This window comes from Eisenbergiella massiliensis, from assembly GCF_003435485.1.
Genome location: NZ_QVLV01000031.1, coordinates 38,224 through 65,077 on the forward strand (window position 1 = coordinate 38,224; position 26,854 = coordinate 65,077).

The 26,854-nt window shown below is 44.3% G+C and carries 20 protein-coding genes; 16 read left to right on the forward strand and 4 right to left on the reverse strand.

Features of this window, described 5'->3' with window-relative positions:
* Positions 1–25: 25 nt before the first annotated feature.
* The 7 genes from DXC51_RS26280 (at position 26) to DXC51_RS26310 (ending at position 8,440) form a co-directional block, all read left to right on the forward strand.
* Positions 26–331, forward strand: a complete 306-nt coding sequence (locus tag DXC51_RS26280) for an STAS domain-containing protein (RefSeq protein WP_025490388.1) — start codon at positions 26–28, stop codon at positions 329–331.
* 37 nt (positions 332–368) lie between these two features.
* Complete coding sequence (locus DXC51_RS26285) at positions 369–1,256, forward strand: M48 family metallopeptidase (protein ID WP_025490389.1); 888 nt, start codon at positions 369–371, stop codon at positions 1,254–1,256.
* A gap of 78 nt (positions 1,257–1,334) precedes the next feature.
* Complete coding sequence (locus tag DXC51_RS26290; protein WP_025490390.1) at positions 1,335–3,347, forward strand: M13-type metalloendopeptidase; 2,013 nt, start codon at positions 1,335–1,337, stop codon at positions 3,345–3,347.
* A 2-nt stretch (positions 3,348–3,349) separates the two neighbouring features.
* A complete protein-coding gene (locus tag DXC51_RS26295) occupies positions 3,350–4,141 on the forward strand; it encodes a formyltransferase family protein (RefSeq protein WP_025490391.1) in 792 nt (263 codons plus the stop codon).
* Positions 4,138–5,031: a phosphatidylglycerol lysyltransferase domain-containing protein gene (locus DXC51_RS26300; protein WP_025490392.1), complete on the forward strand. Its 894-nt coding sequence runs from the start codon at positions 4,138–4,140 to the stop codon at positions 5,029–5,031. Before DXC51_RS26295 ends, DXC51_RS26300 begins: the two co-directional genes overlap by 4 nt.
* Positions 5,015–6,754: an MATE family efflux transporter gene (locus DXC51_RS26305; RefSeq protein WP_181970205.1), complete on the forward strand. Its 1,740-nt coding sequence runs from the start codon at positions 5,015–5,017 to the stop codon at positions 6,752–6,754. The genes DXC51_RS26300 and DXC51_RS26305 overlap by 17 nt, the downstream gene beginning before the upstream one ends.
* Before the next feature lie 9 nt (positions 6,755–6,763).
* The gene (locus DXC51_RS26310; protein ID WP_025490393.1) at positions 6,764–8,440 is read left to right on the forward strand and encodes a PP2C family protein-serine/threonine phosphatase; all 1,677 of its coding nucleotides are present in this window, start codon (positions 6,764–6,766) and stop codon (positions 8,438–8,440) included.
* A 123-nt stretch (positions 8,441–8,563) separates the two neighbouring features.
* On the opposite strand, the gene DXC51_RS26315 is transcribed toward DXC51_RS26310, so the two are convergent.
* The 4 genes from DXC51_RS26315 to DXC51_RS26330 all read right to left on the reverse strand — a co-directional run bounded on the left by DXC51_RS26315 (position 8,564) and on the right by DXC51_RS26330 (position 13,522).
* Positions 8,564–10,987: an ABC transporter permease gene (locus DXC51_RS26315; RefSeq protein ID WP_025490394.1), complete on the reverse strand. Its 2,424-nt coding sequence runs from the start codon at positions 10,985–10,987 to the stop codon at positions 8,564–8,566.
* 5 nt (positions 10,988–10,992) lie between these two features.
* Positions 10,993–11,667, reverse strand: coding sequence for an ABC transporter ATP-binding protein (locus tag DXC51_RS26320; RefSeq protein WP_025490395.1), 675 nt, complete (start codon positions 11,665–11,667; stop codon positions 10,993–10,995).
* Positions 11,668–11,804: 137 nt separating this feature from the next.
* Positions 11,805–12,836 carry a sensor histidine kinase gene (locus DXC51_RS26325; protein WP_025490396.1) on the reverse strand — a complete coding sequence of 344 codons (1,032 nt, stop codon included), beginning with the start codon at positions 12,834–12,836 and terminating at the stop codon, positions 11,805–11,807.
* Complete coding sequence (locus tag DXC51_RS26330) at positions 12,833–13,522, reverse strand: response regulator transcription factor (RefSeq protein WP_025490397.1); 690 nt, start codon at positions 13,520–13,522, stop codon at positions 12,833–12,835. The genes DXC51_RS26325 and DXC51_RS26330 overlap by 4 nt, the downstream gene beginning before the upstream one ends.
* A 570-nt stretch (positions 13,523–14,092) precedes the next feature.
* Between DXC51_RS26330 and DXC51_RS26340 the strand changes: the two genes are divergently transcribed.
* From DXC51_RS26340 to DXC51_RS26380, 9 genes are all read left to right on the forward strand, one after another.
* Positions 14,093–15,271, forward strand: coding sequence for a response regulator transcription factor (locus tag DXC51_RS26340; RefSeq protein ID WP_025490398.1), 1,179 nt, complete (start codon positions 14,093–14,095; stop codon positions 15,269–15,271).
* The gene (locus tag DXC51_RS26345; protein WP_025490399.1) at positions 15,253–17,004 is read left to right on the forward strand and encodes a cache domain-containing sensor histidine kinase; all 1,752 of its coding nucleotides are present in this window, start codon (positions 15,253–15,255) and stop codon (positions 17,002–17,004) included. Before DXC51_RS26340 ends, DXC51_RS26345 begins: the two co-directional genes overlap by 19 nt.
* A gap of 185 nt (positions 17,005–17,189) precedes the next feature.
* Positions 17,190–19,004 carry a type 2 periplasmic-binding domain-containing protein gene (locus DXC51_RS26350; protein WP_025490400.1) on the forward strand — a complete coding sequence of 605 codons (1,815 nt, stop codon included), beginning with the start codon at positions 17,190–17,192 and terminating at the stop codon, positions 19,002–19,004.
* Between the two features lie 54 nt (positions 19,005–19,058).
* Entirely contained in the window at positions 19,059–19,967 is a 909-nt protein-coding gene (locus tag DXC51_RS26355) for an ABC transporter permease (RefSeq protein WP_025490401.1), read from the forward strand.
* A gap of 12 nt (positions 19,968–19,979) precedes the next feature.
* Positions 19,980–20,891 carry a carbohydrate ABC transporter permease gene (locus tag DXC51_RS26360; protein ID WP_102289887.1) on the forward strand — a complete coding sequence of 304 codons (912 nt, stop codon included), beginning with the start codon at positions 19,980–19,982 and terminating at the stop codon, positions 20,889–20,891.
* 21 nt (positions 20,892–20,912) lie between these two features.
* Positions 20,913–22,355, forward strand: coding sequence for an alpha-L-fucosidase (locus tag DXC51_RS26365; protein ID WP_025490402.1), 1,443 nt, complete (start codon positions 20,913–20,915; stop codon positions 22,353–22,355).
* Between the two features lie 8 nt (positions 22,356–22,363).
* On the forward strand, positions 22,364–23,587 hold the full coding sequence (locus tag DXC51_RS26370; RefSeq protein ID WP_025490403.1) for a cupin domain-containing protein: 1,224 nt from the start codon (positions 22,364–22,366) through the stop codon (positions 23,585–23,587).
* A gap of 610 nt (positions 23,588–24,197) precedes the next feature.
* Positions 24,198–24,794 carry a hypothetical protein gene (locus tag DXC51_RS26375; RefSeq protein ID WP_025490404.1) on the forward strand — a complete coding sequence of 199 codons (597 nt, stop codon included), beginning with the start codon at positions 24,198–24,200 and terminating at the stop codon, positions 24,792–24,794.
* A 283-nt stretch (positions 24,795–25,077) separates the two neighbouring features.
* On the forward strand, positions 25,078–26,854 hold a 1,777-nt coding region (locus DXC51_RS26380; protein ID WP_181970206.1), incomplete at its 3' end, for a sensor histidine kinase.

Genomic DNA, 26,854 nt, shown 5'->3' on the forward strand with positions numbered 1-26,854 from the left:
TTTAAGAGCGCGGAAGGGAAGCAAAATGGAGATTACTAAGGTGAAAAACGGTGGAAGTATGGAATTTAAGCTGACAGGGAGGCTGGATACTAATACGGCCCCGGAGCTGACGGAAGCGGTGAAGGCTACCGCTACAGAGGAGCTCAGCGAGGTTATTTTTGATTTTAAGGATCTGGATTACATTTCCAGCGCTGGGCTGCGGGTGATTCTTATGACTCAGAAGCTGATGAATTCACGGAAGGGGAGCATGGTGGTACGCCATCCCAACCAGATAATTGCAGAGGTTTTTGAAGCCACGGGATTTACTGATATCATGAAAATCGAAGCGTAGTAACAGAACTGTCAAGGTACAGCAGAAGGAGGAAAATATGGAGCGTACAACAAATGAAGTCCGCAGGGAAATCCGCAAGGTCAGACATAAGGGAGAAAGACCCATTTACTGGGTGATGTTTGCTATCAATAGTATAATTTGGCTGGGCATTATAATAGTAACTATCGTAGTGGACAATATTGATGATTTTTCAGAAGTAGTGGAGAATGCTGACATTTCCGACTTGTTAGAGGGATTGGATAAAGGATTCGCCTTTTTGATGATAGCTTATATAATTGTGCTTTTTTTATGCGTATTATATCAGGCTTATGCAAAAGAGCTATCTTATTCGGTTAAAGTAACGTCTAAGAATTTTCCTGAAATTTATGAAAAAAGCGTGGAGTTTGCCAGACTGCTGGGTCTGAAAAAAGTCCCGGAGGTCTACATAACTCAGCAAAACGGGATACTCAATGCTTTTGCATCATGGGTTCTGGGAAGAAGATATATACAGTTGAATGCGGAAATTGTCGACATTGCGTATATGGAAAATAAAGATTTTGACGTAGTCTATTTTACTATGGCTCATGAGTTTGGACATCAATATTTTAACCATCCAACCCTGTTACATAATTTCAGCATATTGTTCGCCAGAATAATACCGCTGGTGGGGCCGATGTACAGCCGGTCCCAGGAATATTCCGCGGACAGGGTGGCCCAGGTGCTTACCGAGGATATGGGAATCAGATGTATGGCGATGCTGACGGTGGGACGTCATTTATATCCTTATGTGGATGTGGATGATTATTTACAGAATATTTATAAGAAACCCAACGTACTGGAGCGTATGGCGCGGTGGATAGTAAATTTAATGACAGATCACCCTATCAATCCTCTACGGGTACGGGCTATTGTCGACCCGGAAAAGAAAAGCGGGAGATTGATATAAAACAAACAGTGATCGTGAAGTAATGAAGCAGTCACATAAAACGAATAGAAACACAGAAAGAGAAAAGAGGTTCAAATTATGAATAAAAACAGGGTATTCTCATGGCTGATGGCCATAGTCCTAAGTTTTGGAATGCTTCTGACTCCGCTGACTGCGGATGCTGCTCCCCAAAGCGTCGATCCCGGTCAGGCCAGGGAGGATTTCTATGAAGCGGTGGATGCAAAATTAATTGCCGGGATGAAAATTAACGATGATGCATCGGGAACCGGCTGGTTTTATCAGTTGAGAAATAAGGTGGATGAGGAGCTTAAAGGCTATATTATAAATTACGCAGATAACATAGATTCCTATGATAAAAACAGCAAGGAATATCAGCTGGGCGCGCTCTATCTGTGCGCTATGGATGCGGATACGAGAAACGCTTATTGTTATGGTACGGTCGGAAACAAATTTTTAGCCGACGTTGACCGTGCGCAGAACATGGAGGAGCTGCTTTCAGTTGTCATGAAGCTGGACAGAACCTATGGAATCGGCACACTGTTTTCGGCAGGCTATGGCGTGGATACGAAGAACGTGGATGAAAAGGTACTTTATGTATCGGCGGGCACTGCTTTTTTAAGTAAGGAATATTGGTTTGGTGAGGATGATTACAGCCTTTCTGTCAGGGAGGCGGCCAGGAGCTTTATATCCACACTGCATCAGATAAACGGAAAAACAAAAGAGGACGCGGATGCCCTGGCGGATCAGATCTGTACTCTATGCAGGACGCTTTCCGCCGCTACCTATGAAATACAGGAATATTATGATCCTGAAAAGCTTTATCATGCCTATCAGGTTTCAGACCTGAAGGAAATCTTCTGCAGCGGCCTGCCGATGGATTTATTCTGCAGCCTTTATGAGGCGCAGGAAAATAACAAAATTATTGTCGGTGAACCTGAATATCTTGCCAGCTTCGGCAGCCTGATGACAGATGGAAATCTTTCCCTCTTGAAGGAATATGTGAAGACGATATTCTATTATATCTGTTCCGACTGGTCGGATATGGAATCCCAGAATGCGCTGGGAGATTTCCAGCAGGCGCAGGAGGGAACCGTTACTGCAAAATCACCGGAAAAGATTTCCCTTTCGCTGGTAAAAACGGTGCTGAATGACTTCTGCAGCCAGGTCTATGTGGAAAACTGTTTTGATAAGGAATCCAAAATTGAAGTGGAAAACATGGTAAAACAGGTGCTGGACGTATACAGGGAAAGAATTATCAAGCTTGACTGGATGCAGGATGCCACAAAAGTGGAGGCGGTTAAGAAAATTAACAGCATGACAGTTAAGGTGGGATATCCGGATCAATGGCCCTCCTATATGGATGCTGTCCGTATCTATTCTCCCGCAGAAGGGGGAAACCTGATTGATAATGTATTGAATCTGTACAGAATTTCCATTCAGGATTCCTATGAAAAAAGAGAGGAACCCACAGATCGGAAGAAATGGGAACAAGCCGATGCCTTTACGGTAAATGCATTTTACATGCCCAGTGAAAATGCCATTTATTTTCCGGCAGGAATACTGCAGTCTCCGTTTTATGATAAGAATGCGTCTGCCGAAGAAAATTGGGGTGGAATTGGTACGGTGATAGGGCATGAGATTACCCATGCCTTTGATAACACCGGAGCCAAGTATGATTCTAAAGGGAATTACAGAAACTGGTGGACCCAGGAAGATCTGGTGAAGTTTGAAGAGCTGTCACAAAGGGTAGTTGAATATTACAATGGTTATGAAAATGCGGGACTACAGGTGAACGGAAAGCAGACTTTGACAGAGAATATTGCGGATTTGGGAGGCGTGTCCGCCATAACGGAAATCGCCTGTACAGAAGGGGTGGACAGGAAAGCCCTGTATAATCAGTATGCATGGATCTGGGCAGTAAAGTATACGCCGGATGCTACGAAAATGTTAATGCTTTCCGATACTCATTCTCCCGGAAAGATAAGAGTGAATGCGGTTCTTTCTTCCATGCCTGAATTCTATGAAGCATATGGTGTTGTTCCGGGAGACGGAATGTATAAGTCGCCGGAAGAAAGGGTCAGCATCTGGTAATCATGAACTGGAAGATTGTATATGTAGGAATTGATACGCTGTATCAGGCACTGCCGGCGCTTGTAAAGGCCGGCTGCCGGGTGTGCGAAATCGTCAGCTGCCCTGTGGATAATGAGACGGAATTTAATCTGCGCACCTGCGCCTTTGCAAAGGAGCATTCGATACCCCTTCTCATTGGAAAGATTACGCGGGAGGATGTAAAACGATGGAAGGAAGCGGGAATCGATGCGCTTATCTGCTGCGGATATTATTATCGTATTCCCGTGGATGAAAAGCTGCCCATGGTAAATATTCATCCCGCTCTTCTGCCCAAAGGAAGGGGAGCCTGGCCCATGCCGGTCACTCTCCTGGAGGGATTAAGGGAAAGCGGGATAACCATACATAAAATGACGGATGACTTTGACGAGGGGGATATTCTGTCGCAGAAGGCAGTGCCGGTGATGCCGGAGGACACCCTGCAGACCCTGACGGCCAGACTACAGACGCTGCTTCCCGGTATGATGGCGGAGCTGGCGTCTGATTTTTGTCATCTGTATGAAATGGCGCGTCCCCAGGGAGAGGGGGAATACTGGCCCTGTCCGGAGGAAAGCAATTATCCGGTTACGCCTGATATGGATGTTTCCGAAGCAGATCGTATCCTGCGGGCTTTCTATGGTTATGAATGTATCTATCGAAACCGGGATGAGATCTATGGTGTGATGGAAGGAAGGGCATATCCGGCTGTGTATGGAGGGGAAAAAGGGCTGCCGGTACGTGGGGGAACAATCGTTGCCAGGAGGGTAAGGAAGCTATGAATATACGAACCATGCCTCTCACACTTTCCATGAAGGATACCATAGAAGGAATCCGGTACGAAAACGGCCATATTACAGCTTCCCATGCTTTTGCGTCCCTTTTTATGTGGCAGAAGGAGATGGGGCTGTCCGTATATCTGGAAGAGAATTTATTTGCCGTGAAGTGTCGGATGCAGGGAGAGAACGCATGGTTTTTCCCCTGTGGCGGCAGAACCGCGGTAAGGGATTTTATCTGCAGGTGCCTCGATGGTGAGGGACTGCTTTTTTGTTATATGCGCCGGGAGGACGCGGAATTTCTGGAACAGGAATTCCCGGGAAGGTTCCAAATCAGGGAACGGGAATCCGACCATGAATATATTTATGACAGAAAAGAGCAGCAGGAAATGAATGGGAAGGGGTTCCTTGCGGCCCGTAAGTATATCCACAGGCTTACTGCCGGCCACCTGCTGGAATGGGAGCCTGTGGGCGCAGAAAACCTGGCGGATGCGCTTTCCCTGGTTTCGGGATGGAAGGAGAAGGAACGGGAGGAAGGGTTGGACGGCCTGCGGGATACGGACGCCTCCGTGACAATGCTTACCTATTGGGAAGAGCTGGAGGGGGCAGGAATTCTGGTGCGGGTTGACGGAGCTCCGGGAGCGGTGATGGCGGGATATCCCATTGGAAAAAATATGTTTGATATCAGCCTGGGCAAACAAAGCTGCTACATAACGGGTATGTCCGAATATACACGGCATGCGCTTTGCTCCTTTCTGCCGGAGAAATATTCACTGGTAAATGGAGAAGAGGATCTGGGGATCGAGGGGCTGCGTCGGATGAAACAGCGGATGCGGCCTGTGGGGCTGCTTCGGATGTATGAAGGGAGGGCGGCTGCAATTGGAACGGAAGCATGAGGATTACTTTACGAAAAAAATATTTCGGAAACAGTTCGTTCCGGCCATCATCTCCGCATGCGGCCTTGCTTTTGGGGATATGATGGATGGCATTGTAGTTGGGCAGCGTATGGGCGTAACGGGGCTTGCGGCCATCAGCCTGGCGCTTCCTTCCTTTATGGTGATGAATGTGCTGATGCATGGCCTGGGACTGGGCGGGGCCATTCGATTTTCCGGCCTGATGGCAAAGGGAAAAAAGGAGGAGGGAATTAGAGGGTTTCAGGGGATACTGTCAGCGGCGCTTATTATAAGCGCCCTGCTGAGTATCGGAGCCAATCTGTTTATGACGCCGCTTCTTGCACTGCTGGGGACAACCGAAGCAGACGGAGCGCTTTTTGCGGTGAGCCGTACCTATTTACAGATCATTCTGTCGGGAATGCCGTTATTTTTTACCGCTTATGTCATGAACTATTTTCTGCGCAACGACGACAGTGAAAAGCTGGCCGGATTTGGTTTTACGGTGGGAAACTTAAGCGATATTGTCCTGAATGTGGTTTTTGTCCTGCTTCTGGATGGGGGAGCTGCGGGAGCAGCCTGGGCGACGCTGGCAGGACAGCTGATTTCCATTTGTGTTTACCTGCCGGGATTTTCCGGGAAAACCCACAGCCTCCGGCTCCTACCGTTTTGTCCGGACTCGAAAGGAAGCCTCAGTTGTTTTAAGGCGGGCTTTGCTTCCTCCTCGCAGTATCTTTTTTCCATGGTCTTTTTGTTGTGCGCTAATCGTGTTTTGCTGCGGAGCATGGGAAGCGTTGGGGTTGCAGTGTTTGACGTGGTTCAAAACGTATCCTTCCTGATTATCTATCTGTATGACGGCGCTGTGAAAGCGGCGCAGCCGCTGTTAAGCACCTATTGCGGGGAGCATAACCGCCCCGGCAGAAGGTGTACCATGCGGCTGGCGCTCTCCCGGGGGCTGACGGCGGGAGGCATGGTGGCATTGGTGACAGCCTGTTTTCCCCAGAGCATCTGCCTTGTTTTCGGGATTACGGATTCGAAAGCTTTAAGGACAGGAGCATATGCGCTGCGTGTCTATTGTGTGAGTGCCCTTTTGGCGGGAGTATGTATTTTGCTGGAAGGCTGTTACCAGGCATGCGGGGAAGAGAAGAAAGCCTACCTGATTACGATCCTGCGGGGAGCGGCAGTGCTGCTTCCGGTTACGCTGCTTTTTTCTGCATGGGGAGGGAGGTTCTTCTGGTGGCTGTATCCGGTGACGGAGGTGCTTACCCTTCTTATTTTCGCAGGATACTGCAGATACACTGCGGGGAGGCAGGAGGAATCTGAGGAGGGACGGGTTTATACCGCAACCATTCATAATAAATATGAGGAGCTTTCTTCCCTGCTTTCGGAAATAGAAAGCTTCTGTAAAAGGTGGGAGGCTGCGGCAAAACAGATTTACTTTGTAACCATGACGGTGGAGGAGCTTTGCGCCGCCATTATGCAGAACGGCTTTGGAGAAACGGACGGTTATATCCAGATAACGCTGGTTGCGGAGGCAGGTGGCGCTTTCTCTTTGCATATCCGCGACAATGCGGTGTCCTTTAATCCCTTTTCTCTGTATACGAGCAGGCTGGGAGGGGATGAAAAGGTGAATCCGGATGCCCTGGGAATCCTGGTAATCCGGGAGAAGGCAGAGGAATTTTTCTACCGCCGGTATCAGGGCTTTAATACTCTGGTGGTCAGGATTTAGGAGGTTGATGTGAGAAAAAAAGTATCTCTTGGAAAAAAATCGGTATTGGTGATATTGGTACTTGCCCTTGTCCTTACCGCAGCGGCTGTTTTAAACAGCTATCGGATCTATGCCGAAACTATGGATAAGCATTATCAGATGCTGGCTGTTGATGTGGCCCGCACTGCCGCCGGGCTGGTAGATCCGGGCTGGGTGGGAACATACAGGGATGAGGTGGATGCTATTTATTCCCAAAATCCCGCGCCTGTATTTGGAAAGGAAGAGGATCGGGCGGCATATTTCAGTCAGTATGACTCGTTGAAGGATCAGGATTACCTGGCCGTGCAGGAGCTTCTGGGGATAATAAAAGAAGCCAACGACGTGCTGTCACTTTATATTACCTATGTGGATGACGAAAGTAAGACAGGGGTATATCTGGTGGACGCCGACAGCTCGGAAAACGGCTGTCCCACCGGACAGTGGGATATCATTTATGAACAGAATTACCAGGTGTTTAAACATCCGGAAACCAGCTTCCCGGCTTATATCACGGATACGCAGGAGTATGGCTGGCTCTGTTCTGCCGGGGTGGCCATAAAAGATGCGGACGGAAGGGTAGTGGGCCATGCGATGGCGGACATTTCCATGGAGGCGGTGATGAATGACAGACAGGATTTTTTAGTCCATATCTGTCTGGTAATGCTGGTTATTACAACGCTCCTGGTGCTTTTATTTATTGGTCTGGTAAACCGCGTGGTGATAAAACCCATTAACAGCCTGGCGGCGGCAGCAGTGTCCTATGTGGAGGAAAAAAAGAAGGCCGGCGGGAAAGATGGCCGGTCCGCCCTGGAAAAGCTGGAGATCCACACGGGAGATGAGGTGGAAAACCTGTGCATGGCGTTACAGCAGATGGAACAGGATATCAACGGATATATTGAAGATATAACAGCGATTACGGCGGAAAAGGAACGGATCGGGGCGGAGCTTTCAGTGGCGACACAGATACAGGCGTCAATGCTGCCCTGTATTTTCCCGGCGTTTCCCGAGCGTTCGGAATTCGATATTTATGCCACCATGACGCCGGCCAAGGAGGTGGGCGGAGATTTCTATGACTTTTTCCTGGTGGATCCGGATCATCTGGCAATTGTCATTGCGGACGTGTCCGGGAAAGGTGTTCCGGCGGCGCTTTTTATGGTCATTACAAAAACACTGATTAAAAATCATGTCCAGATGGGGGAAAGCCCCGGGCAGGCGTTTACTGCGGTAAACCAGACACTGTGTGAGAACAATGAAGCCGGATTGTTCGTAACGGCATGGATGGGGATCCTGACGATTTCCACAGGGGAGCTTGTCTATACCAATGCGGGGCACAATCCTCCGCTGCTGGGAAGGGCGGAAGGAAGCTTTGCATATCTCAAGATGCGCAGCGGCCTTGTCCTGGCGGGAATGGAAGGGATTATATACAGGGAGGCGCATCTGAAGCTGGAAAGCCGGGATACCCTGTATCTGTATACGGACGGTGTGACGGAGGCCACCGATATCTATGAGAAGATGTATGGAGAGGAAAAGCTGCAGACCTATCTGAACAGCCATCAGGGAGAAGAACTGGAAAGCATCCTGCACGGCATCAAAGCAGAGCTGGATCTGTTTGCCAAGGGTGCGCCGCAGTTTGATGATATTACCATGCTGATTCTTAGACGAGGCTGACAGTAATTTTCTTGATGATGGTATCAATACCATCATCAATATCTTTCAGAGAAAACCAGTGGGGCGGCCAGGGCCGCCCCGCTAAGCTAAACGCATTTCAGCAGAAAATCACTGTCAATTGCGTTATTCTGATCGCAGCCGCTCTGTCAATGTTTTTTTCTCAATCGTTTTGCAAATGGAATAGCTGATTGCCATTTGAAGCCCAATCATCAATAAACCAAACAGCAAAACAGGGAACACAGAAAAATGGAACGAAATAAACTTAAAAGAAAGAATGTCGCGACCCAGATAAGAAAGCCCATAACCACAGACGACACCTAAAATGACAGACACTAAAAGGGATTTCAGACTTATGCCAAGTCCCTCTTGATAAAGCATCGACCGCAGCTGTTTTCCGCTCATTCCTACAGCCTGCAGCAGTGCAAACTCCTGCTTTCTCACGATCATGCTGGTAATCAGTATATTTACCATATTAAGGATACCAAATAGGAATAGGAATAAACAAACACCGTAAACACTGCCCATAATTGCATTCATCCAGTTTTCGATCATTGAAAAATCGTCCAGATACACTTTCAGAGTGAGATTTGTATTCCTGTTGACCAATTCCTGCAGGCTGTTTTGCACTGCCCGCTCATTATCGTGCGCACAGAAAACGGAAATATGTGTTGTCCAATTATAAGAAGATACTTCATGAATAGTATCAGGAGATACATAAAACAGCCCAACATCCTGAAAATAGGCAATTCCTTTTACGGAAAATTCTTTTTCGGTTACGCCATCCCCGGTATTGATCTCAAAGGTAATTTTATCACCCACACTAAAGTCCATTGGGACATTGCTTCTATCAATCCGAAACTGGTTTAATATGACGCCATCTGTTCCCAAAGTTGTATAATCCACATTACCATCTACAATTTCTCCCACATTTTCAATGAGTTCAGGCGATATAGAATTTATTACTTCCCGCATAGGTTCTCCATCGCTGTCTGTGAGTATGGGAGCTTTTACCCGGACGATGATACTTTCATCCTTTATTACTTTTTCAACGCCGGCAATATGAGTCACTTCCCGTAAAAGATCGTCCGTAAAAGGATTATCCTTTGCTATTTGCGGCAGGCGTTCATAAAAATTATCTAATGATACGCCAATCATGAAGTTTTCATTCAGCGGATAGGTTTGCAGCATCATAGTTTTTAAGTTTATGGAACCAATGAACAGCGCCATAGCAATAATTAGTGTCCCGCTTATGGAAAGTGAGATTATGGACATCCTGTTTTTCTTTTTATTTACCCTCAGACTATTTTCAGCAAGGCTTTTTGGCGTAATTTTGTGTAAGGTTTTATGGTATTTCTGGTCTCTGGCTTCAACATATTTCATAGCTTCAATCGGAGAAATCTTAGCTAAGATTTTTGAGGGTTTTTGTAGAGAAAGACTGATAACACATTTTATTAAAAGGCCCGAAGCAAGCGCAATTACCATGTCTTCCAGAATCCATGTACCTGACGAGAGCAACATTCCGATGAATAATGCAAGCAGCATCCCGACAGGAATACACCGTATTGCCAAAATGTTTCCCTGAACGCGCAAGAAAGCTTTTAATTGCGTTCCAGTTGTCCCTAACGATTTTAGCTGTGCGAATGTATGGATAGAGTCTGTAACGGAAATATAGAAAATGCTGTATATAGCAAAACTGCTTGCAAACATAAGCAGCAGGGCAAAGGAGGCAAACAGAAAAATCTGCGTCGGCTCAAATTTTACACCCTCGATATAATCATAATTCAGGATAACATTGTAATCGCTTACTCCGGCAGAGGTTCCAATTGCCTTGAGTAATTCCAGTGTTTCCTCTGCCGTCATGCTGGAGGATGCCGTATTCAAACATACAACCACGTCAAGCGTATCCGGTCGTTGGTCTGTAAAATGGGAAGTTTCCACATCGGCATTTTCCTGAATCACGGAAAGCCGGTAAGCATCTGAAAACAAAAAATCGTATTGCTTTGCTTTTTCCTGCTCCGCATTTTCTATCAAGCCACAGATATTGAAATCCCGTGTCACTGGGCGGTGGGTCAAACTATCAATATAGGAGAGCGTTATCATATCGCCAATTTGATGGGATTGTCCGCTGATTTTCAAGTATTGTTTAGATACTAAAACTTCGTTTTCCTTTTGGGGAAACGTCCCGCCAAGAATATGGCATCCAGTCGCATCCATAACCATTTTATCCATATAAGCATAATTGGCCCGTCCGCTTTCTGTCGTGCTGCTGCCAAAATACTTATAAAAACCCACTTTGTCAAATTGAGGTTCTGTTTCCAAGATTGCAATGGTTTCAGGGGAGACGGCTTGATACATGGCATGGTAAGCAGAACTATTTGCCCGATCAAGGGCATCGTTCAGAAAGACAATAAATACAACGGCCATCAGGAAAGTTGACAGGATAATAATGATACTTAAAAGCACAGTTTTCATTTTGTGGCTTTTCAAGTCTGCCTTTGCTATTTTCTTTACAAAAAAGTTGGTATCATTTTCAAAAGGCCATGTCATTCCGGTCATCTCCTTTCGACGGCGATCCTGCCGTCTTCAATCCGCACAATACGGTCGGCAAGCTGGGCGATTTCGGTGTTATGGGTGATCATGACGATGGTCTGGCGAAACTCCCCGCTGGTGCGCTTCAAAAGTCCCAGAACGTCGGCGCTGGTTTTACTGTCCAGGTTTCCGGTCGGTTCATCGGCAAGGATAATCGCCGGTTTGGTAATCAGGGCGCGGGCAATCGCCACACGCTGCTGTTGGCCGCCGGAGAGGGTGTTCGGCATATTTTTCAGCTTATCCCCCAAGGCCAGCATACGCACCACGCCGTCCATAAAGTTCTGATCTACTGTGTCGCCGTCCAGCTCCACGGGCAGGACGATGTTTTCATACACATTCAAGATCGGCACCAAATTGTAGTTCTGAAAGATAAAGCCGATATTGCGGCGGCGGAAGATCGTCAGTTCTTCATCGTTCTTCTTTGCCAGTTCGTCGCCCCGGACGATTACGCTACCGGAGGTAGGCGTATCAAGTCCGCCCATCATGTGAAGCAGCGTGGATTTGCCGCTGCCGGAGGTTCCCACCACGGCCACAAATTCGCCCTGCTCCACGGAAAAGTTTACACCGTCCAGAGCGCGGGTAATGTTGGGTTTAACGCCATAATACTTTTTAAGGTCAATCGTCTGTAAAATACTCATATCAGAAATGCTCCTTTCAAGGCTTCCACCTGTTGATGAAGCCAGTGTAAACCACAAATGTCACAGAAATGTCCGAGGCGGCAAAAAATGACTGAAAAGGCGGCGGCCAGCCGATGGAGGGCAGGCCGCCGCTTGCATTACCGGCTGGGAAGAAAAACAGAGAAGGCAGAGCCTTTGCCGACTTCGGACACCACCTTGATATAGCCTCCCTGCCGGGTAATGATCTCACGGGCCAGAAACAGGCCGATACCCACGCCCGGCTCGCCGTGTACTTCTTCCTCCCGGTAAAATCGCCGGAAAATGGCGGCCTGATTGGACTCGGAAATTCCTTTGCCGTTGTCGCTTACATCTATCTTTACATACATTTCCCACTGTTCCACGGTCACGCAGATTTTTCCCCCGTCAGGCGTGTACTTTACCGCGTTGTCCAGAAGATTGAACAAGGCTTCGCTTGTCCATTTGCTGTCATGGTACAGGCGTAAATCCTGCGGGCAGTCCACGGTGACGGCAATGCCTTTTTTCTCCGCAGCATAGACAATCCCGCTCATGGCCTGTGCCAGGGTATCAAATAACAAACCATCTTTCTTTGTCAGCACAATTGCCCCGGTTTCCAGGCGGGAGGTTTTTACAAGCGCCTGAAAGAGAAAATTCAGCTTATCCGTCTGGCTGCGGATTCCCTGCAAAAATTCCGTGCGTTCCTGTTCGGTGACCGGCTTTGTTAAAAGCGTGTCCGTAACCATTTTCAGATTGCTGACCGGCGTTTTTACCTGATGGGAAATGTCCGATACAAGGCTTTGAAGCTCCTTGCGTTCCTCGTCCACCTTACAGCGGTTTTCCTGCATAATCTCATAGAGCCGGGTCAGGCGGTGGCTGATCCGGGCAAAGAGTGTTTCGCTGTCACTGGCCCTTTGCGGTTCGGCGCTGCCGTTGATCATGTTGTCCAATGTCTGGCATAATTCGGAAGTAAAGAGGGACAGCCGCTTTCCAAAGAACAGCACCAGCAGGAATAGCCAAAACAGGGCGCAGATCATCAGCGCAGCGCCCATAAGAAAAAACAGTTCATTACCAGTCAGGGCATAAAACGTGATGGTAATTGCCAACATGGAGAGCAGCGCCCCGGCCCCAATCAGCAGGCACAGCCTTTTGACAGAGAGGCGATTTAGCTTCATTTCTTTTCACCTCCCATCCATTGATAGCCCATCCCGTAAACGGTCTTGATATAGTTTTCTCCGTCTGCCTCAATCTTGCTGCGAATACGGCTTATAGACGTGGTAAGGGTATGTTCATCCACATATTTTTCATCCACGTCCCACAGCTTTTCCAAAAGCTGCTGGCGGGTCAACACCTGCTTCGGATTTTTGCAGAACAGGTTCAGCATCTTAAATTCCATAGTGGAGAGGGGGAGGGGCTTGCCGTTCAAGCTGGCGGTTTGCTCCGAAAAATCCAGAAACAGCCGCCCGTCGTCGTAAATGTCCTTTGCCAGTTTATGGTGTTCCAACATGGCGAACATGGCACTGATTTTCCGCTGCAAGGCCCCGATGGAAAAGGGTTTTGTGATGTAGTCCACCGCTCCGGCTTCATAGCCCCGTATCTGGTCGCATTCCTGATCATTTGCGGTCAGGAAAATTACCACCGTGTCAGGGTATTTCGGTTTGATCAGGCGGCACAGGTCGTAACCGCTGCCATCGGGCAGGTTAATATCCACCAGCACTAAATCAAACACTTTTGAATTCAGAGCAGAGGCGGCTGTCCTTGCGTTCGCAGCGGAGGTAATCCCGTAGCCGTCAGACGCCAGATTGTAGGCCAGCGTTTTATTCAAAAGGTTATCGTCCTCGACAATCAAAATCTGTTTCATATCATTATTCCTCGCTTTAGGGTTTTGAAATTATTATAACAGGTGAATGTCCGTAAAATGTTACAGCAGGCAATAAAATCTGGCGGAAGCTTGTCGACGAAGTGTTGCGAGGCAAATCCCCCTAGATGCTGACTACCCATATTGACAAAGGACATGTCCATAATCACATCATTTTCTGAGACGTGGATATGGTGAACCAGGCCAGAGCAAGGGAAAAAGCTATGCTAAATGGGATGCTGGGCAGCGCGGTACAAGCTGGAAAGAGAAGCTGCCCGCTCTGGCCACGATGAAAACGGAGTACAAGCGGCTGACGGAGGAAAAGAAACGGCTGTATGAACAGTACGGTGAAGTGAAAAAGGATCTGAAAGTATACTGTGTCATTAAGCAGAATACTGCAAAGGTTACCAATACTGGCAGAGCGTGTGCTGAAGATGTATGAGGCCTCTCCTCTTTTATTTAATTGATGAGTATAAGCGGGGATGATACAATAAAAATGGAGTAAAAATAGCAGGAGATTAATTTTAACAATCATTTGTTTTAAGTTATATCAGCAGAAAGGTGAGATAGGGTATGTATAAAGTATTATTTGCGGAGGATGAACTGTTAGTCCGGTTGGGACTGCAGAATTCAATTCCATGGGAAAAATATGATATGGAGCTGTCAGTACAGGCAGATAATGGAACAGAGGCATATGAGTTATTTTGTAAAGTCCGGCCTCAATTGGTAATAACTGATATTCGTATGGAAGGTATGGATGGATATGAACTGATACGTAAAATAAGGGAAATAGATCAGGATTGCGCCATAATTATTATTACCTGTATGAATGATTTTGAGGCGTTGAGAAGTATGATGGGATATCATATCAGTGGATATATTTTGAAAGCCAGTATGACTATGGAAGAAATATCAGGGATTTTGGAAAAAGTGCAGAGTTATCTGAAAAGGATGTGGCCGGAAGAAGTAGGAAGAAAAGAAAAAACAACGGAGGATATTCTGCGCGATTATTTTATAAGCGGAGAAGAACCCTGCTGGGAAAAGATGACATGTAAGAATGGAGATTCGTTTGTTCCTGAAGAGGTGAAGAAACTTATTATGTTTCGCCTCAGGAAAGAGGATCATGAAATGATTAATGAACTTGGATATAAATTTATCTATGATGTAGTAGAACGAAATATTCCGCGTTCAGTTGTCGTGAAAATCAACGAGGAGGATTTCTGTGCTCTGACTTGTTACTCGGACAGTCTGGAAATTGAATTACAGAAAATACGGCATTCGATAGATTCCTATCTGGGAATCAGCTTTTGTATATCGCTTCTGGATAGAAGAAAAAATACAGAGATGGAGAGTCTTTACAACAGTTATTGCAGACTGCTGCAAAAGGGAAAACAGGATTTTCCTGTTAGAAGTGATGACAGAAAAAAGCTTATACTGAACGCAAAAAATTACATGGAGGAACATTATAAGGATGCTCTGAGCCTTGAGAGTATATCAAATGTTGTCGGAATCAGCGCCAGCTATTTCTCACACTTGTTTAAAAGTGAAACCGGAAAAAATTATGTGGATTTTTTAAATGAGATCAGGATGAAGCATGTTCTTGACGAACTGGAAAATACAAATGATAAAATACTTGCCATAGCGGAAAGAAATGGTTTTCGGAATCTGGAATATTTTAGCCGTTTCTTTAAAAAGAAAATGGGAACTTCGCCTGCGGCCTGGAGGAAGAACAGATGGGAAAAAGAAAAATAAACTGGCGGTTAAAGGTATTGTTATCCATATTGGCAGGTATCATTGCCGTAATTACTTTGTTATTTGGGATAACTTATAATTATTTTCTCGGCAAATTAAAGAGCAATGATGAAAAAATTACATATATTACTTTTCAGGAATCCGAAAATAAACTGAAGGAGTTATTGGAGCGTGCTTCGGAAAAAATGAGTCGTTTTTCCATGAATGATTTAGCTTATGAATTTGGGCAGGATGTGGTACGCGACAGAAAAATTCAGCCGATATATTTGCGGAGCATCATACAGGAGTTTGACGAAATATTAAATTCCGACAGCACTTTGTATAGTGTCGCGCTTATGAATGGGGACGGGCGGACAATTTTATCGACTGTGGAAAAGAAAAGCCGGGCGGGAGTGGAAGTAATTTCAGAAGAATTGAGTGAGTTATTTGCAGAAAGTAAGAAAGCGTATCCATATGTTGTATGGGTTTCCGGGAATGACCTGAATACAGGGAATAATGGGATATTGTATACGGCGGTTAACCGCCCGGTTATTGTAGGAATTAAAGCATTAAATGAGGAAGAAAAAGCAGAAAAGGACAACTTCATGCTTATAGCACTAGATGAGAAGGAAGTGCGTAAATGTTATAATCAGGCTATTTATAATGATAGTGATGCTCTTCTGCTTGATTCCAGGAATCAGGTTATTTCATCCACCAGGGAGGAGCTGATTGATACGTTTTATATAGCAGAAGAAGGGATGAGAATTATTGATTACAGTTTATCCTATTATGGATGGAGGCTTCTTAATGTTCTTCCGGAAAATATGTATCTGGAAGAAGCAAGAGACATCAGAAATTTTGGTATTATGATTGCAGTGGCAGCTGTTCTTTGCATGATATTAATTGCGGCAGTCTGGAGCAAGAGATATACAAAGCCGATTCAGACTTTAATGGAACAAATGGATTGCGTGGGAAAGGAGCAGCTTGATATTTCGGAACCGATTCCTGAAGGATGGCCGGAACTGAGTGAACTGAACCGCCAGTTTTATCACATGGTACAGAGACTGAAGGATTATATTGACAGATTACAGAAGGCAGAGAAGGAAAAATCAGAAGAAGAACTGCTGGCACTTCAATATCAGATGAATCCCCATTTTTTGTATAATTCTCTGAACTCTATCCGATGGATGGCAATGATGACCAAAAATACGAAAGCGGCAGATGCTTTGGTAATATTAAGCAGGATTATAGAACCGGTACTTCGAAACCCGGATTTTACATGGAAGCTGAAGGATGAACTGGACTTTTTAAAGGATTATATTGAAATGATGTCTCTGCGTTTTGATAACTGTCTGGAATATCAGATGGAGTGTTCTGAGGAATTATATGATGAGGAATTTCCGAGATTTGTACTGCAGCCTATTATTGAAAACTGCTTTGTCCATGGCAAAAGCTGTAATACAACAAAGAGTATAACCGGACACATAATAAAAGAAGAGGATATATTTAAAATCGTTATTCGTAATGATGGTTCTCCGATTGATGGAGATAAGCTGGAAGAATTAAATATATTTTTAAAATCAGGGCAAAAGACAAGCAGCACTATAGGACTTTCCAATGTTTATAAAAGACTTAGGCTTTTATATGGCGATACAGTAAGAATCTGGATGGAATCAGATATTGAGAGTACGGCATGCTATATTACCTTCTGTAATAAAATACAAAAAGAAATGTTGGAGAAAAATGATTGGTAAAAATGTATATATAAAAGCGAAATAAGTCAATGTTGAAAGAAAAATCATATAAATAAAAAGAAAAGATATATAGTAATAAAGAAATATCATATAAAAATACCTCCGAAAAAATATAATTATATCGTAAACGACAAACAACTTAAAGTTTCCGGAACTTTACGCAGTGAGAAATGTAGGAGGGGCTTATGAAAGCAAAAAAAGCAATCGCTGTATTATCAGTGGCGGTAATGATGACAGGAATGCTGGCCGGCTGTACATCGGGTAATACGACAGATACAGCTGCTGCAAATACAACAGAAGCAGGTACAACAACGGAAATGTCTGAAACCAGGCCAGAAGGAACAAGCGATAATAACGGTACAGAAACAGCTGATTTATCAGAACATGTGGAAATTACTATAGGCGGAATCAATATGGTTTCTTCAGATACGGTAGAAGGTTGGCCAACTGAAATTGTACAGCAGATTGAAGAGAAGTTTAATGTAACTCTCAAGACAAAACCGTATGATAACGAAAGCCTGAATCTTGATTTATCGGGAGGAACAACATGTGATATCGTTCAGATAAATGATGATCATATTGCAGGTGTGTTGAAGGGGAAACATGCTGTAGATCTGGATACATATGGAGATATAGCGAAAAATATCAATTCTGATAAAATGTCTTTTCGGAATGACGTTATACGTACTTTCAAAAGCAATGGAGAAGGCAAGCTTTATTTTGTAACACCTCGTGTGCTGATGAAGGATACAGATCCCAGCTACGGCGCAAATTTGAATTATGGTTATGTTGTAAGATGGGATTTGTATAAACAAATCGGCTGTCCTGAAATAAGCAATGATGATGAATATATAGAAGCTCTGAAAAAGATGAAGGAAATATACCCGGAAACAGAGGAAGGGCTGCCGGTATATGCTTTGGGTGTTATGAACGATATGCAGTTGTTTTCTTATTTTTTTAAAGGGTGCCTGAATGAAGGCTATGCCAATTTGGAGGGAGGCATATATGTACAGAATGCACTGACAAATGAACTGGTACCTGATTTATATGATGCAGGAAATCCGGAGGTGGTGACACCTTTCTGGTCTGGAGTTAAATTTTATAACAAGCTATATAAAGAGGGACTGCTTGATCCGGATTGTTTTATTACGAAACAGGAAGATTTAAGAGATAAATATACAAAGGGACAGTATCTTGGAGGTATCGTCGATTGGCATTTCGGAGTTTATAATGAGAAGCAAAGAGTTGGAGATCCTGAAACCCTGAATCAGTATGTTGTACTTCCTGCAAAATTAGGGTGGACAAATGAACAAAATCGTGCAGGATGGACTGGTAAATATTTCTTCGTATCATCCCACAGTCCTAATGTAGAACGTGCAGTTATGGTATTGGATTATATCCAGAGTGAGGAATGTTCTCGTATTATTGATTCCGGTGTAGAGGGCAGATGGGAGAAATCAGAAAAAGGCACACCAGAATTAACACAGGATACCATACAGCTTAAGATGGACGGAAACCGTCTGGATGAGTGGAAAAAATCCGGGATTGGTTCAACCTTCAGTGATATGGCAGGATTTGACGGGAATAACGTGGCAGCGGACGGGGGCAAGATCAGTCTGTGGAACGAAGCAGATGTGTTAACGGACAGCTTGACAGCCGCACAAAAGGATATGTGTGAAACTTTGGGATTGTCTCTTCCCAGTGATCTGCTTAAAAACAAAATAGAATCAGGAGAAGGGATTGATCTGAGTAATTGCAAGAGCTATATCCGTATTGGTATTGAGATAACGCCTAAAGATATTGTCAGGATTGACAGTAACTGTGAGGAACTGACTATGAATGCACTCCCGGATTTAATTCAGGCGGAAGATGATGCTGCATTTGCTGCGGCAAAAGAAAAGCTGATAAATCAATTAAAGGATGCAGGGGCACAGGATTCTGTAGATTGGTGGCAGAGTGCTTGGGAAACTACTTTAAAAGGACTTGAAAATATCGAATAGACATTACGGGCCGGCAGAGAAGCTACTGCCGGCCCGGCCCGGAAAGGAGGCCCCATGGCTGCAACCGCATTAAAAAGACAAAAGCATGGCAGGCAATATAAGCTGCTGATTATGGCAATGCCGTTCATGCTGCTGGTGTTTCTGTTTAATTACATTCCTATATTCGGTTGGATTTATTCCGTATTTGATTATGTTCCCGGTGTTCCGCTTCAGGATTGTGATTTCCTGGGAGGAGAATATTTTAGGCTGATGTTCAGGGATTCAAATGTGCTTCGTGCTTTAAAAAATACTGCTGTTTTCGCAGTTTTAAGCATACTTTTGTCCCCATTGCCTATGATATTTGCAATACTGCTTAATGAGATAAAAAATGGACCGGTACGCAGATTTGTTCAGACATTCACAACACTGCCTAATTTTATCAGCTGGGTAATCATTTTTTCATTGGCTTTCTCATTATTTTCGTCGGATGGGCTGCTTACAGGCTTATTAGAAAAGTTAGGAGGACAGGGACAGTCACTGCTCAGTTCCAGGGAAGACGTTTATGGATTACAGACTTTTTTGGCACAGTGGAAGTCTATGGGCTGGAATTCCATTATATATTTGGCTGCTATTGCAGGTATCGATCAGGAGCAATATGAGGCGGCCAGAGTGGATGGCGCAGGATATCTGCGATGTGCGGTACATGTAACACTGCCTTCTTTAATGGAAACCTATGTAGTCCTTTTTATACTTAATATTGGTAATTTCCTGAATACAGGCTATGAACAGTATATGCTGTTTAAAAATTCCGTAACAGCTCCCAACATAGAAGTACTGGATTTGTATGTTTATCGAATTGGATTGGAAAATTTGGATTATTCCTATGGGGTGGCAATTAGTATTGTAAAATCTGTGGTCAGTATAACATTGGTAGTGCTGGCAAACCTGATAGCAAAAAAAGTACGCGGTAATACGGTAATATAGGGGGAAGAGAAAATGAAAAGAAAAAAAAGCAAGACTTCTATGTCAAGAAAAATCTTTCTGCTATGTAATTATCTTCTTATGCTGCTGATTACTTTTATCTGCATTTATCCATTTTGGTATATCATAATTTATTCTTTCAGTGAACCAGGACTGGTGGATGTAAACCCACCTGTTTTTCTCCCTAGAGGTTTTTCATTTTCCAACTACCGGGATATCTTTGAACTGCAGGGTTTTTTTCATGCGCTGCTGATATCAGTACTCCGAACGGTGTTGGGAACAGCCGGAGCAGTTCTCTCCTGTTCCTTTCTTGGGTATCTGTTTACCAAGAATGAAATGCCGGCACGCAAATGGGTGTATCGTTTTCTGATTTTAACTATGTATGTTAATGGCGGAATGATTTCCACGTTCATTGTAATCAAGTCTTATGGGCTGCTGAATAATTTCTGGGTATATATTCTGCCAATGTTGATTTCTGCTTATAATATTGTTCTGATAAAAACATATGTGGAACAGCTGCCTCAGTCGCTGGAAGAGTCAGCCAGGCTTGATGGGGCCGGGTATGTAAGAGTATTTACTGCTATTATACTGCCTTTATCAAAGCCAATTATAGCTACTGTAGCTGTGTTTGTGGCAGTCGGACAGTGGAATTCCTGGTTTGATAACCATATTTATACGAGGGGAACGGAAAGCCTGACAACCCTCCAGTACCTTTTATATAACTATCTGAATGAAGCACAGCGATTGGCGGAACAGATTAAGAACTCTGTAAATTCAGGAGGAATCAGCCAGATGGTATCTACCATTTCCTCCAAAGGAGTGCGTATGACGATTACTGTTCTGGCATCCCTGCCAATCTTTTTGGTTTACCCTTTTATGCAGAAATATTTTGTTAAAGGAATTATGGTAGGCGCAGTTAAGGGATAAGTGTGCCTGGAAAGGAAAGTAATGGATAAGAATATAGAAAAAATGATTGCAGTAGTGCCCAGTGAACGTCAGCTGAAATGGCAGGAACTGGAGTTCTACGGTTTCCTGCATTATGGTTTGAACACCTATCTGGAAATAGAATGGGGGGATGGCAGCGCAGCGCTTGATATACTGAATCCTTCGGATATGGACGTGGAACAGTGGATAGTGAGTATGAAAGCGGCAGAAATGAAAGGTATCGTAATGTTTTGTAAACATCACGACGGTTTCTGCCTGTGGGATACAAAAACAACGTCCTATAATATTATGAATACGCCTTATGGAAAGGATTTATTGAAAGAGGTTGCTGATGCATGTGTGAAATATGATATGAAGCTGGGACTGTATTTGTCACCCTGGGACAGGAGCCATCCCGCCTATGGTACTGAAAGCTATAATGACGTTTTTATACAGCAACTGGATGAGATACTTACAGGCTATGGAAAAGTATTCTGTGTCTGGTTCGACGGCGCCTGCGGAGAAGGAAAGAATGGAAAAAAACAGAGGTATGATTGGGAAAGATATTATGCCTTCATACGGGAAAAGCAGCCGGAAGCGGTTATCAGTGTTGCGGGGCCTGATGTCCGCTGGTGCGGAAATGAAGCCGGTTGGCACAGGGCGCAGGAGTGGAGTGTAGTTCCCGCAAAGCTGATGAGTGCTGAATGTGTTGCGGAACTTTCCCAGCAGGAAGATACTGAGGAATTCAGGGCAAAACAGGTGAATTCTACAATGGAAGATTTAGGAAGCAGAAAAGCTCTGGAGGGCGCTGGCCCTCTTGCTTGGTATCCCTGTGAAGTCGATACGTCGATACGTCCAGGATGGTTTTATATGGAGCATGATGATAATCGTATACGGCCTTTGGATGAACTTCTGGATATTTATCTGAATACAGTTGGTGCTAATGCTAACCTGATATTAAATGTTCCACCATGCCGGGAAGGATATTTCAAAAAAAATGACGTGAAGAGGCTGAATGAAATCGGATGTTTTATCAGAGATACCTTCTCATATAATCTGGCAGAGGATGCAATTATTCAGGCAGACAGCTGCGCTGAGGATGGACTTGTTGAGGCAGTAAGAAGCCAGAATATGGACGGCTACTGGAAAGCGGCTGCTGGAAAAGAAACTGCTGAACTGGAATTTATGTTTTCCAGTGAAAAAACAATTGATTATTGTATGCTTATGGAGGATATCAGGCAGAGTCAAAGGATTGAAAAGTTCCGTATTCTATATCGGACTGAAGGAGCGTGGGAGGAGATTTTTGAAGGTACGGCTGTAGGACATAAAAAAATATGCAGATTTGAGCCTGTAAAAACGGATGCGGTAAAAGTAGTTATTGACGAATCACGTTCGTGTCCAACGTTGCGGTTTGCAGGTTTCTATTACGGATATTATGTTCCGGAAGTAAAAACAAGAAGCAGATAGGAGGAAGCATGGATAAAAAAGAATTGGCAAAGAGGGCCATTGAGGAAGGGGAAGGAATTTTCCGATTGGCACCGGTATGGGTATCCCGTTCCTTCTGCAGGCCCGGCAAAAGAATTAAGCTGCATCCGGACGATTATTATGCGCTGGGAGCAGATAGGGGAGGAATTGATGAACGTTGGCTTTCCTCAACGACATGGGCGGAGAATGGTCCGAAAACGTCTCCAGATGAGGGAATGAGCTATATTGTGGTTGACAGGGAAGGAAAAGAAAGGCTGCTTCTAAAGGATGCAGTGGAATTACTGGGGGCAGAGGTCGTCGGAGAACATATCTGGAATAAATATGGCTGTTGGCCTATGTTTTCTAAATTTTTTGATAATGCAGGTCCTCTTCCTCATCATATCCATCACAGGGAGGAGCATGCGCGAAGAACTGGAGCGGCCGGAAAACCGGAAATGTACTTTTTTCCGAGCCAATTGAATAATCATGCGGGTGAATTCCCTTTTACTTTTTTTGGATTCCGGCCCGAAACAACAAAACAGGAAGTGTTGGATGCTCTGAAAAATTTTGCAAGAGGAGATAATAAAATACTGGATTTATCCACCGCATATAAACTGGTACTGGATACCGGTTATGATGTACCACCGGGAGTAATGCATGCGCCGGGAAGTCTTTGTACGTATGAACCTCAGTTTGCCTCGGACGTATATGCCATGTATCAGTCCGTACTTATGAATGGCCAGGTACTGGAAGAAGATTTGCTATGGAAGAATTGTCCTGAAGATAAAAGAGGGGATTATGAATATCTGCTGGATGTCATTGACTGGGAACTTAATACGGATCCTGAGTTCCACAGGCATCATTTTATGAAACCCTTCCCGGTATCTTCTGAAGAAGAAATGAAAAGAAGAGGCTATCGGGAAGAGTGGATTTGTTATAAATGTAAAACGGTCTGTGCTAAACGGCTTACAGTTTTTCCTGGGCAGTCTGTAGTAATTGTGGATCATGCACCCTATGGAATGATTGCACTTCAGGGAAACGGTACCTTTGGGAAATGGAGGCTGGAGACACCGCAGATGATTCGGTATGGTGGGCTTACCAATGACGAATTTTTTGTTACACAGAGTGCTGCGGAAAGAGGCGTAAGGATAACAAATACTTCGGATTGTGAGGATATTGTAATACTGAAGCACTTTTCGGAAAATCCGGATTTACCACAACAAATTTTAAAATAGACTATATATTTAATAAAAAACTATACCCCAGGAGATTATTATATGTATAAAAGGCGGCTGCATTTTTTGAAGCCGTCAGTAAGCCCCTGACCTGTCTGCTGATATTTTATTATACGGTAGGGCCCCCGAACTTTTATTATTTCGAAAAGCAGCCCGGACGTGAGAAGCTACATATCTTATGTTCGGGCTGCCTTCAGTGGTTAATAAACAAAAAAAGAAATACTGTACATAGACGATTTTGTTCACATAGGCGCTATTTGGAAGATAGCCTGGTCCCGATTTTTTCATCATTTTAGTAAATTAAATAATTAAGCGGCAATTGGTCCATATATTTGGTATAATCTCGAAAAATATGCTGGTAGTCCTGATTGATACAACCGACGCTCTGACGAGGGACGGGACTGCGGCAGCATAAAAGAAATTGTATTGAAAGGATGTTTTCAGGCAGTTGAGGGCAGGCTAAAAGATATGGTAAAGTCTGTCACTCAGGTCCTTTTCGTTGTATAATAAGTTTGTCGTAGAGGACTGCTTCCCTCTGGATATCATGAAGGAATGGCAGGAAAATGAGGAACCCGGAAGCTTGTTTATACAGGAACAGGAGCGGACATGTATGAAAAAGGAATTGGAGTATTTTTATATAGAAAATTCATTTGGCGGGAATCAGGACTGGTTTCGGGATTATTGGATGCATATGGGCGGATGTGCTGCCGCCGCGGCTTGTGACAGCTGTATTTCAATGGAAAAAGTAGGTGTGAAGAAGAAGCTGTATCCGTTTGATATTAAAAATCTTAATAAGAGTGATTATCTGGATTTTTCCATGTTGATGAAGCCATATCTGCGGCCAAGGTTGAAAGGAATCGATCGGCTGGATATCTATGTGGATGGAATGGGGAGGTATCTTCGGGATATTGGCAATACGGATTTGCAGTTGGGTGCTTACTCAGATTCCAATCCGGTACAGGAAGCAATGCAGGTGGTAAAGAATCAGATTGACAGTAAGTTCCCGATTCCGTATCTGCTGCTTCGGCATAAGAATAATAAATTCAAAGATTTGCTGTGGCACTGGTTCATGTTGACGGGATATGAAGAGTTCGAGGGGGAGCTTTATGTAAAAGAAACAACCTATGGAGGTTACCGGTATTTGTCTTTTCAGGAATTGTGGAACAGTGGATACCGGGAAAACGGCGGTATGATATTGTATTCGTAGATTGTATAGAATATTTTTACTGTGGTTTGTTTTAGCATAAAAGTGATAGTAATATAGGAAATATATTTTGGGTTTTAGAACCAATATGTATTTCCTTTTTTGCTGTGTCCGGCTTATCTGCGGGCCGGGCCTGAGTTTACGTCCTGTTTATGGGAATCGGCCGGACAGATTGATTTTGAATGAAAAAGCAGTAGTTTTCTGGTATGATACAAAGTGAAAGTCGATTATACAAATTAATTCTGCCGGCAAAACTGCCGTACTAAAACTGAAAATGGAGAATGTCATGGTAAAGAAGATAAAGAGAAATTACACGAATATGACACTGCATCAAAAGGTCAGGTTTTCTATCCTGCTTTTTTCCCTTCTGCCTCTGATCTGTCTGGCATGCATCTCACTTCCTGTCATCTACAAAAATCAGGTGGGCAAAATCCAGGATGAGGTATACGAAGAGCTTCAGAACAGAGTGGACGATATGAATTATGAGATGAATACCATAGAATTAATGGCTAAAACAGTGTGGTCGGATACCACTTTTATTACTGAGGTTGGGAAGGCGGCCATTAACGGGAGCCTGGGGGAATATAACCGGTATCTGTTTCAGGAGCAGACATTATCAACACTCAGGGTAATTACCAGCATCAGTCAGGTACAGAGTGCAAGGATTCATCTGGATTATCCTGAACTCAGGGAATACTCCTCCTATCTGTACAGGATGGACAGGGCGGAGGACAGTCTCTGGTATGAAGACAGAAACTCCCTTACTTATAACGGCGCATGGTATATGAACGTGACGGAAAAACAGTCCTACGGGACCTATTCAGACTATTATACTGAAAAAAATATGGCTTCTTATGTCATTCCCATTAGAATCAGCAGCGAGCTGACCGGCATTTTTGAGATAATGCTGCCGATGAAGGCGATTGTACCGGAACTTTACAGTACTATGCAGAACCAGGATGTTTTCCTGATTGATTCAAAAAACAGGCTTTTAGGCATGGAAACAGAGGGAAAATTCGGTGATATTACCATAAATAATCTGGTGGATATGATGGGGCTTGCTTCCCTGGAGGAATATGATACACAGGGAATTCAGATATATCATAGTATGTGGAAGCATTCTCCCGTTTTGCTGTCCGTCAGCAGGAATGAAAAAACGGGTATTTTTCTCATGCAGCTTACCTCCGTGCAGAAGCAGTATCAGGCTATGGCGCTGCAGATTATGGTAATTCTGGTGACAGAGGTTCTTATGACAGCCCTTTTGCTGAAAGCTATCAACAGTATTGTGAAGCGTTTGCTGCACGATTTTGATGTGTTTTCTGAGTGTATGCGGGAGGTGGAGAACGGGAATCTGGATGTGGAAATTCCCAGGCTGGAGCAGGTGGAAATCAATGCGGTTGCTATGGAATATAACCGGATGCTCGGCAGGGTAAAGCAGCTGATGGAGATCAGCATCCACAGGGAGGTCATGATAAAAGAAGCACAGCTGAGAAGCCTGGAAAAGCAAATCAATTCCCATTTCCTTTATAATGTTTTGGATTCCATTAAGATGATGGCGGAAGTCAAGGGGATTTACAATGTATCCGATGCGCTGCTGGCGTTGGCAAGAATGTTTCGCTACAATCTGCAGATTGACAGTCACAGTGTTACCTTACAGGAAGAGATCTCCTATCTGGAAAATTATCTGAAGCTATGCAATATAAGATATGATTACTATATCAATCTCAGCGAAAATGTTGAGGATTCCATAAGAAACCTGAAGGTTCCCAAGGTAATCCTGCAGCCCATCGCAGAAAATTCCATTGCCCACGGGCTGGATGAACTGGCGGAAGACACAACGATTTATCTGAAGGCATACATAAAAGGCAGCTGCGCTTATATTGAGATGACCGATATGGGGAAAGGTATGGATGCGGATAAACTGAAGAAGGTCCGGGATGTAATCCAAAACGGAGGCGGAGGGGATAATTCAACGAATGGAATCGGACTGCATAACATTCATGAAAGAATCCGGGTGTGTCAAATAAACTGTGTATCACGTGCAGATTATTCGACACACCTCT

What these genes read in the sequence shown, in the direction of transcription:
- DXC51_RS26280 (WP_025490388.1), top strand. Translation starts at nt 26, where the DNA reads ATGGAGATTACTAAGGTGAAAAACGGTGGAAGTATGGAATTTAAGCTG.
- DXC51_RS26285 (WP_025490389.1), top strand. Translation starts at nt 369, where the DNA reads ATGGAGCGTACAACAAATGAAGTCCGCAGGGAAATCCGCAAGGTCAGA.
- DXC51_RS26290 (WP_025490390.1), top strand. Translation starts at nt 1,335, where the DNA reads ATGAATAAAAACAGGGTATTCTCATGGCTGATGGCCATAGTCCTAAGT.
- DXC51_RS26295 (WP_025490391.1), top strand. Translation starts at nt 3,350, where the DNA reads ATGAACTGGAAGATTGTATATGTAGGAATTGATACGCTGTATCAGGCA.
- DXC51_RS26300 (WP_025490392.1), top strand. Translation starts at nt 4,138, where the DNA reads ATGAATATACGAACCATGCCTCTCACACTTTCCATGAAGGATACCATA.
- DXC51_RS26315 (WP_025490394.1), bottom strand. Translation starts at nt 10,987, where the DNA reads ATGACATGGCCTTTTGAAAATGATACCAACTTTTTTGTAAAGAAAATA.
- DXC51_RS26320 (WP_025490395.1), bottom strand. Translation starts at nt 11,667, where the DNA reads ATGAGTATTTTACAGACGATTGACCTTAAAAAGTATTATGGCGTTAAA.
- DXC51_RS26325 (WP_025490396.1), bottom strand. Translation starts at nt 12,836, where the DNA reads ATGAAGCTAAATCGCCTCTCTGTCAAAAGGCTGTGCCTGCTGATTGGG.
- DXC51_RS26330 (WP_025490397.1), bottom strand. Translation starts at nt 13,522, where the DNA reads ATGAAACAGATTTTGATTGTCGAGGACGATAACCTTTTGAATAAAACG.
- DXC51_RS26340 (WP_025490398.1), top strand. Translation starts at nt 14,093, where the DNA reads ATGTATAAAGTATTATTTGCGGAGGATGAACTGTTAGTCCGGTTGGGA.
- DXC51_RS26345 (WP_025490399.1), top strand. Translation starts at nt 15,253, where the DNA reads ATGGGAAAAAGAAAAATAAACTGGCGGTTAAAGGTATTGTTATCCATA.
- DXC51_RS26350 (WP_025490400.1), top strand. Translation starts at nt 17,190, where the DNA reads ATGAAAGCAAAAAAAGCAATCGCTGTATTATCAGTGGCGGTAATGATG.
- DXC51_RS26355 (WP_025490401.1), top strand. Translation starts at nt 19,059, where the DNA reads ATGGCTGCAACCGCATTAAAAAGACAAAAGCATGGCAGGCAATATAAG.
- DXC51_RS26360 (WP_102289887.1), top strand. Translation starts at nt 19,980, where the DNA reads ATGAAAAGAAAAAAAAGCAAGACTTCTATGTCAAGAAAAATCTTTCTG.
- DXC51_RS26365 (WP_025490402.1), top strand. Translation starts at nt 20,913, where the DNA reads ATGGATAAGAATATAGAAAAAATGATTGCAGTAGTGCCCAGTGAACGT.
- DXC51_RS26370 (WP_025490403.1), top strand. Translation starts at nt 22,364, where the DNA reads ATGGATAAAAAAGAATTGGCAAAGAGGGCCATTGAGGAAGGGGAAGGA.
- DXC51_RS26375 (WP_025490404.1), top strand. Translation starts at nt 24,198, where the DNA reads ATGAAAAAGGAATTGGAGTATTTTTATATAGAAAATTCATTTGGCGGG.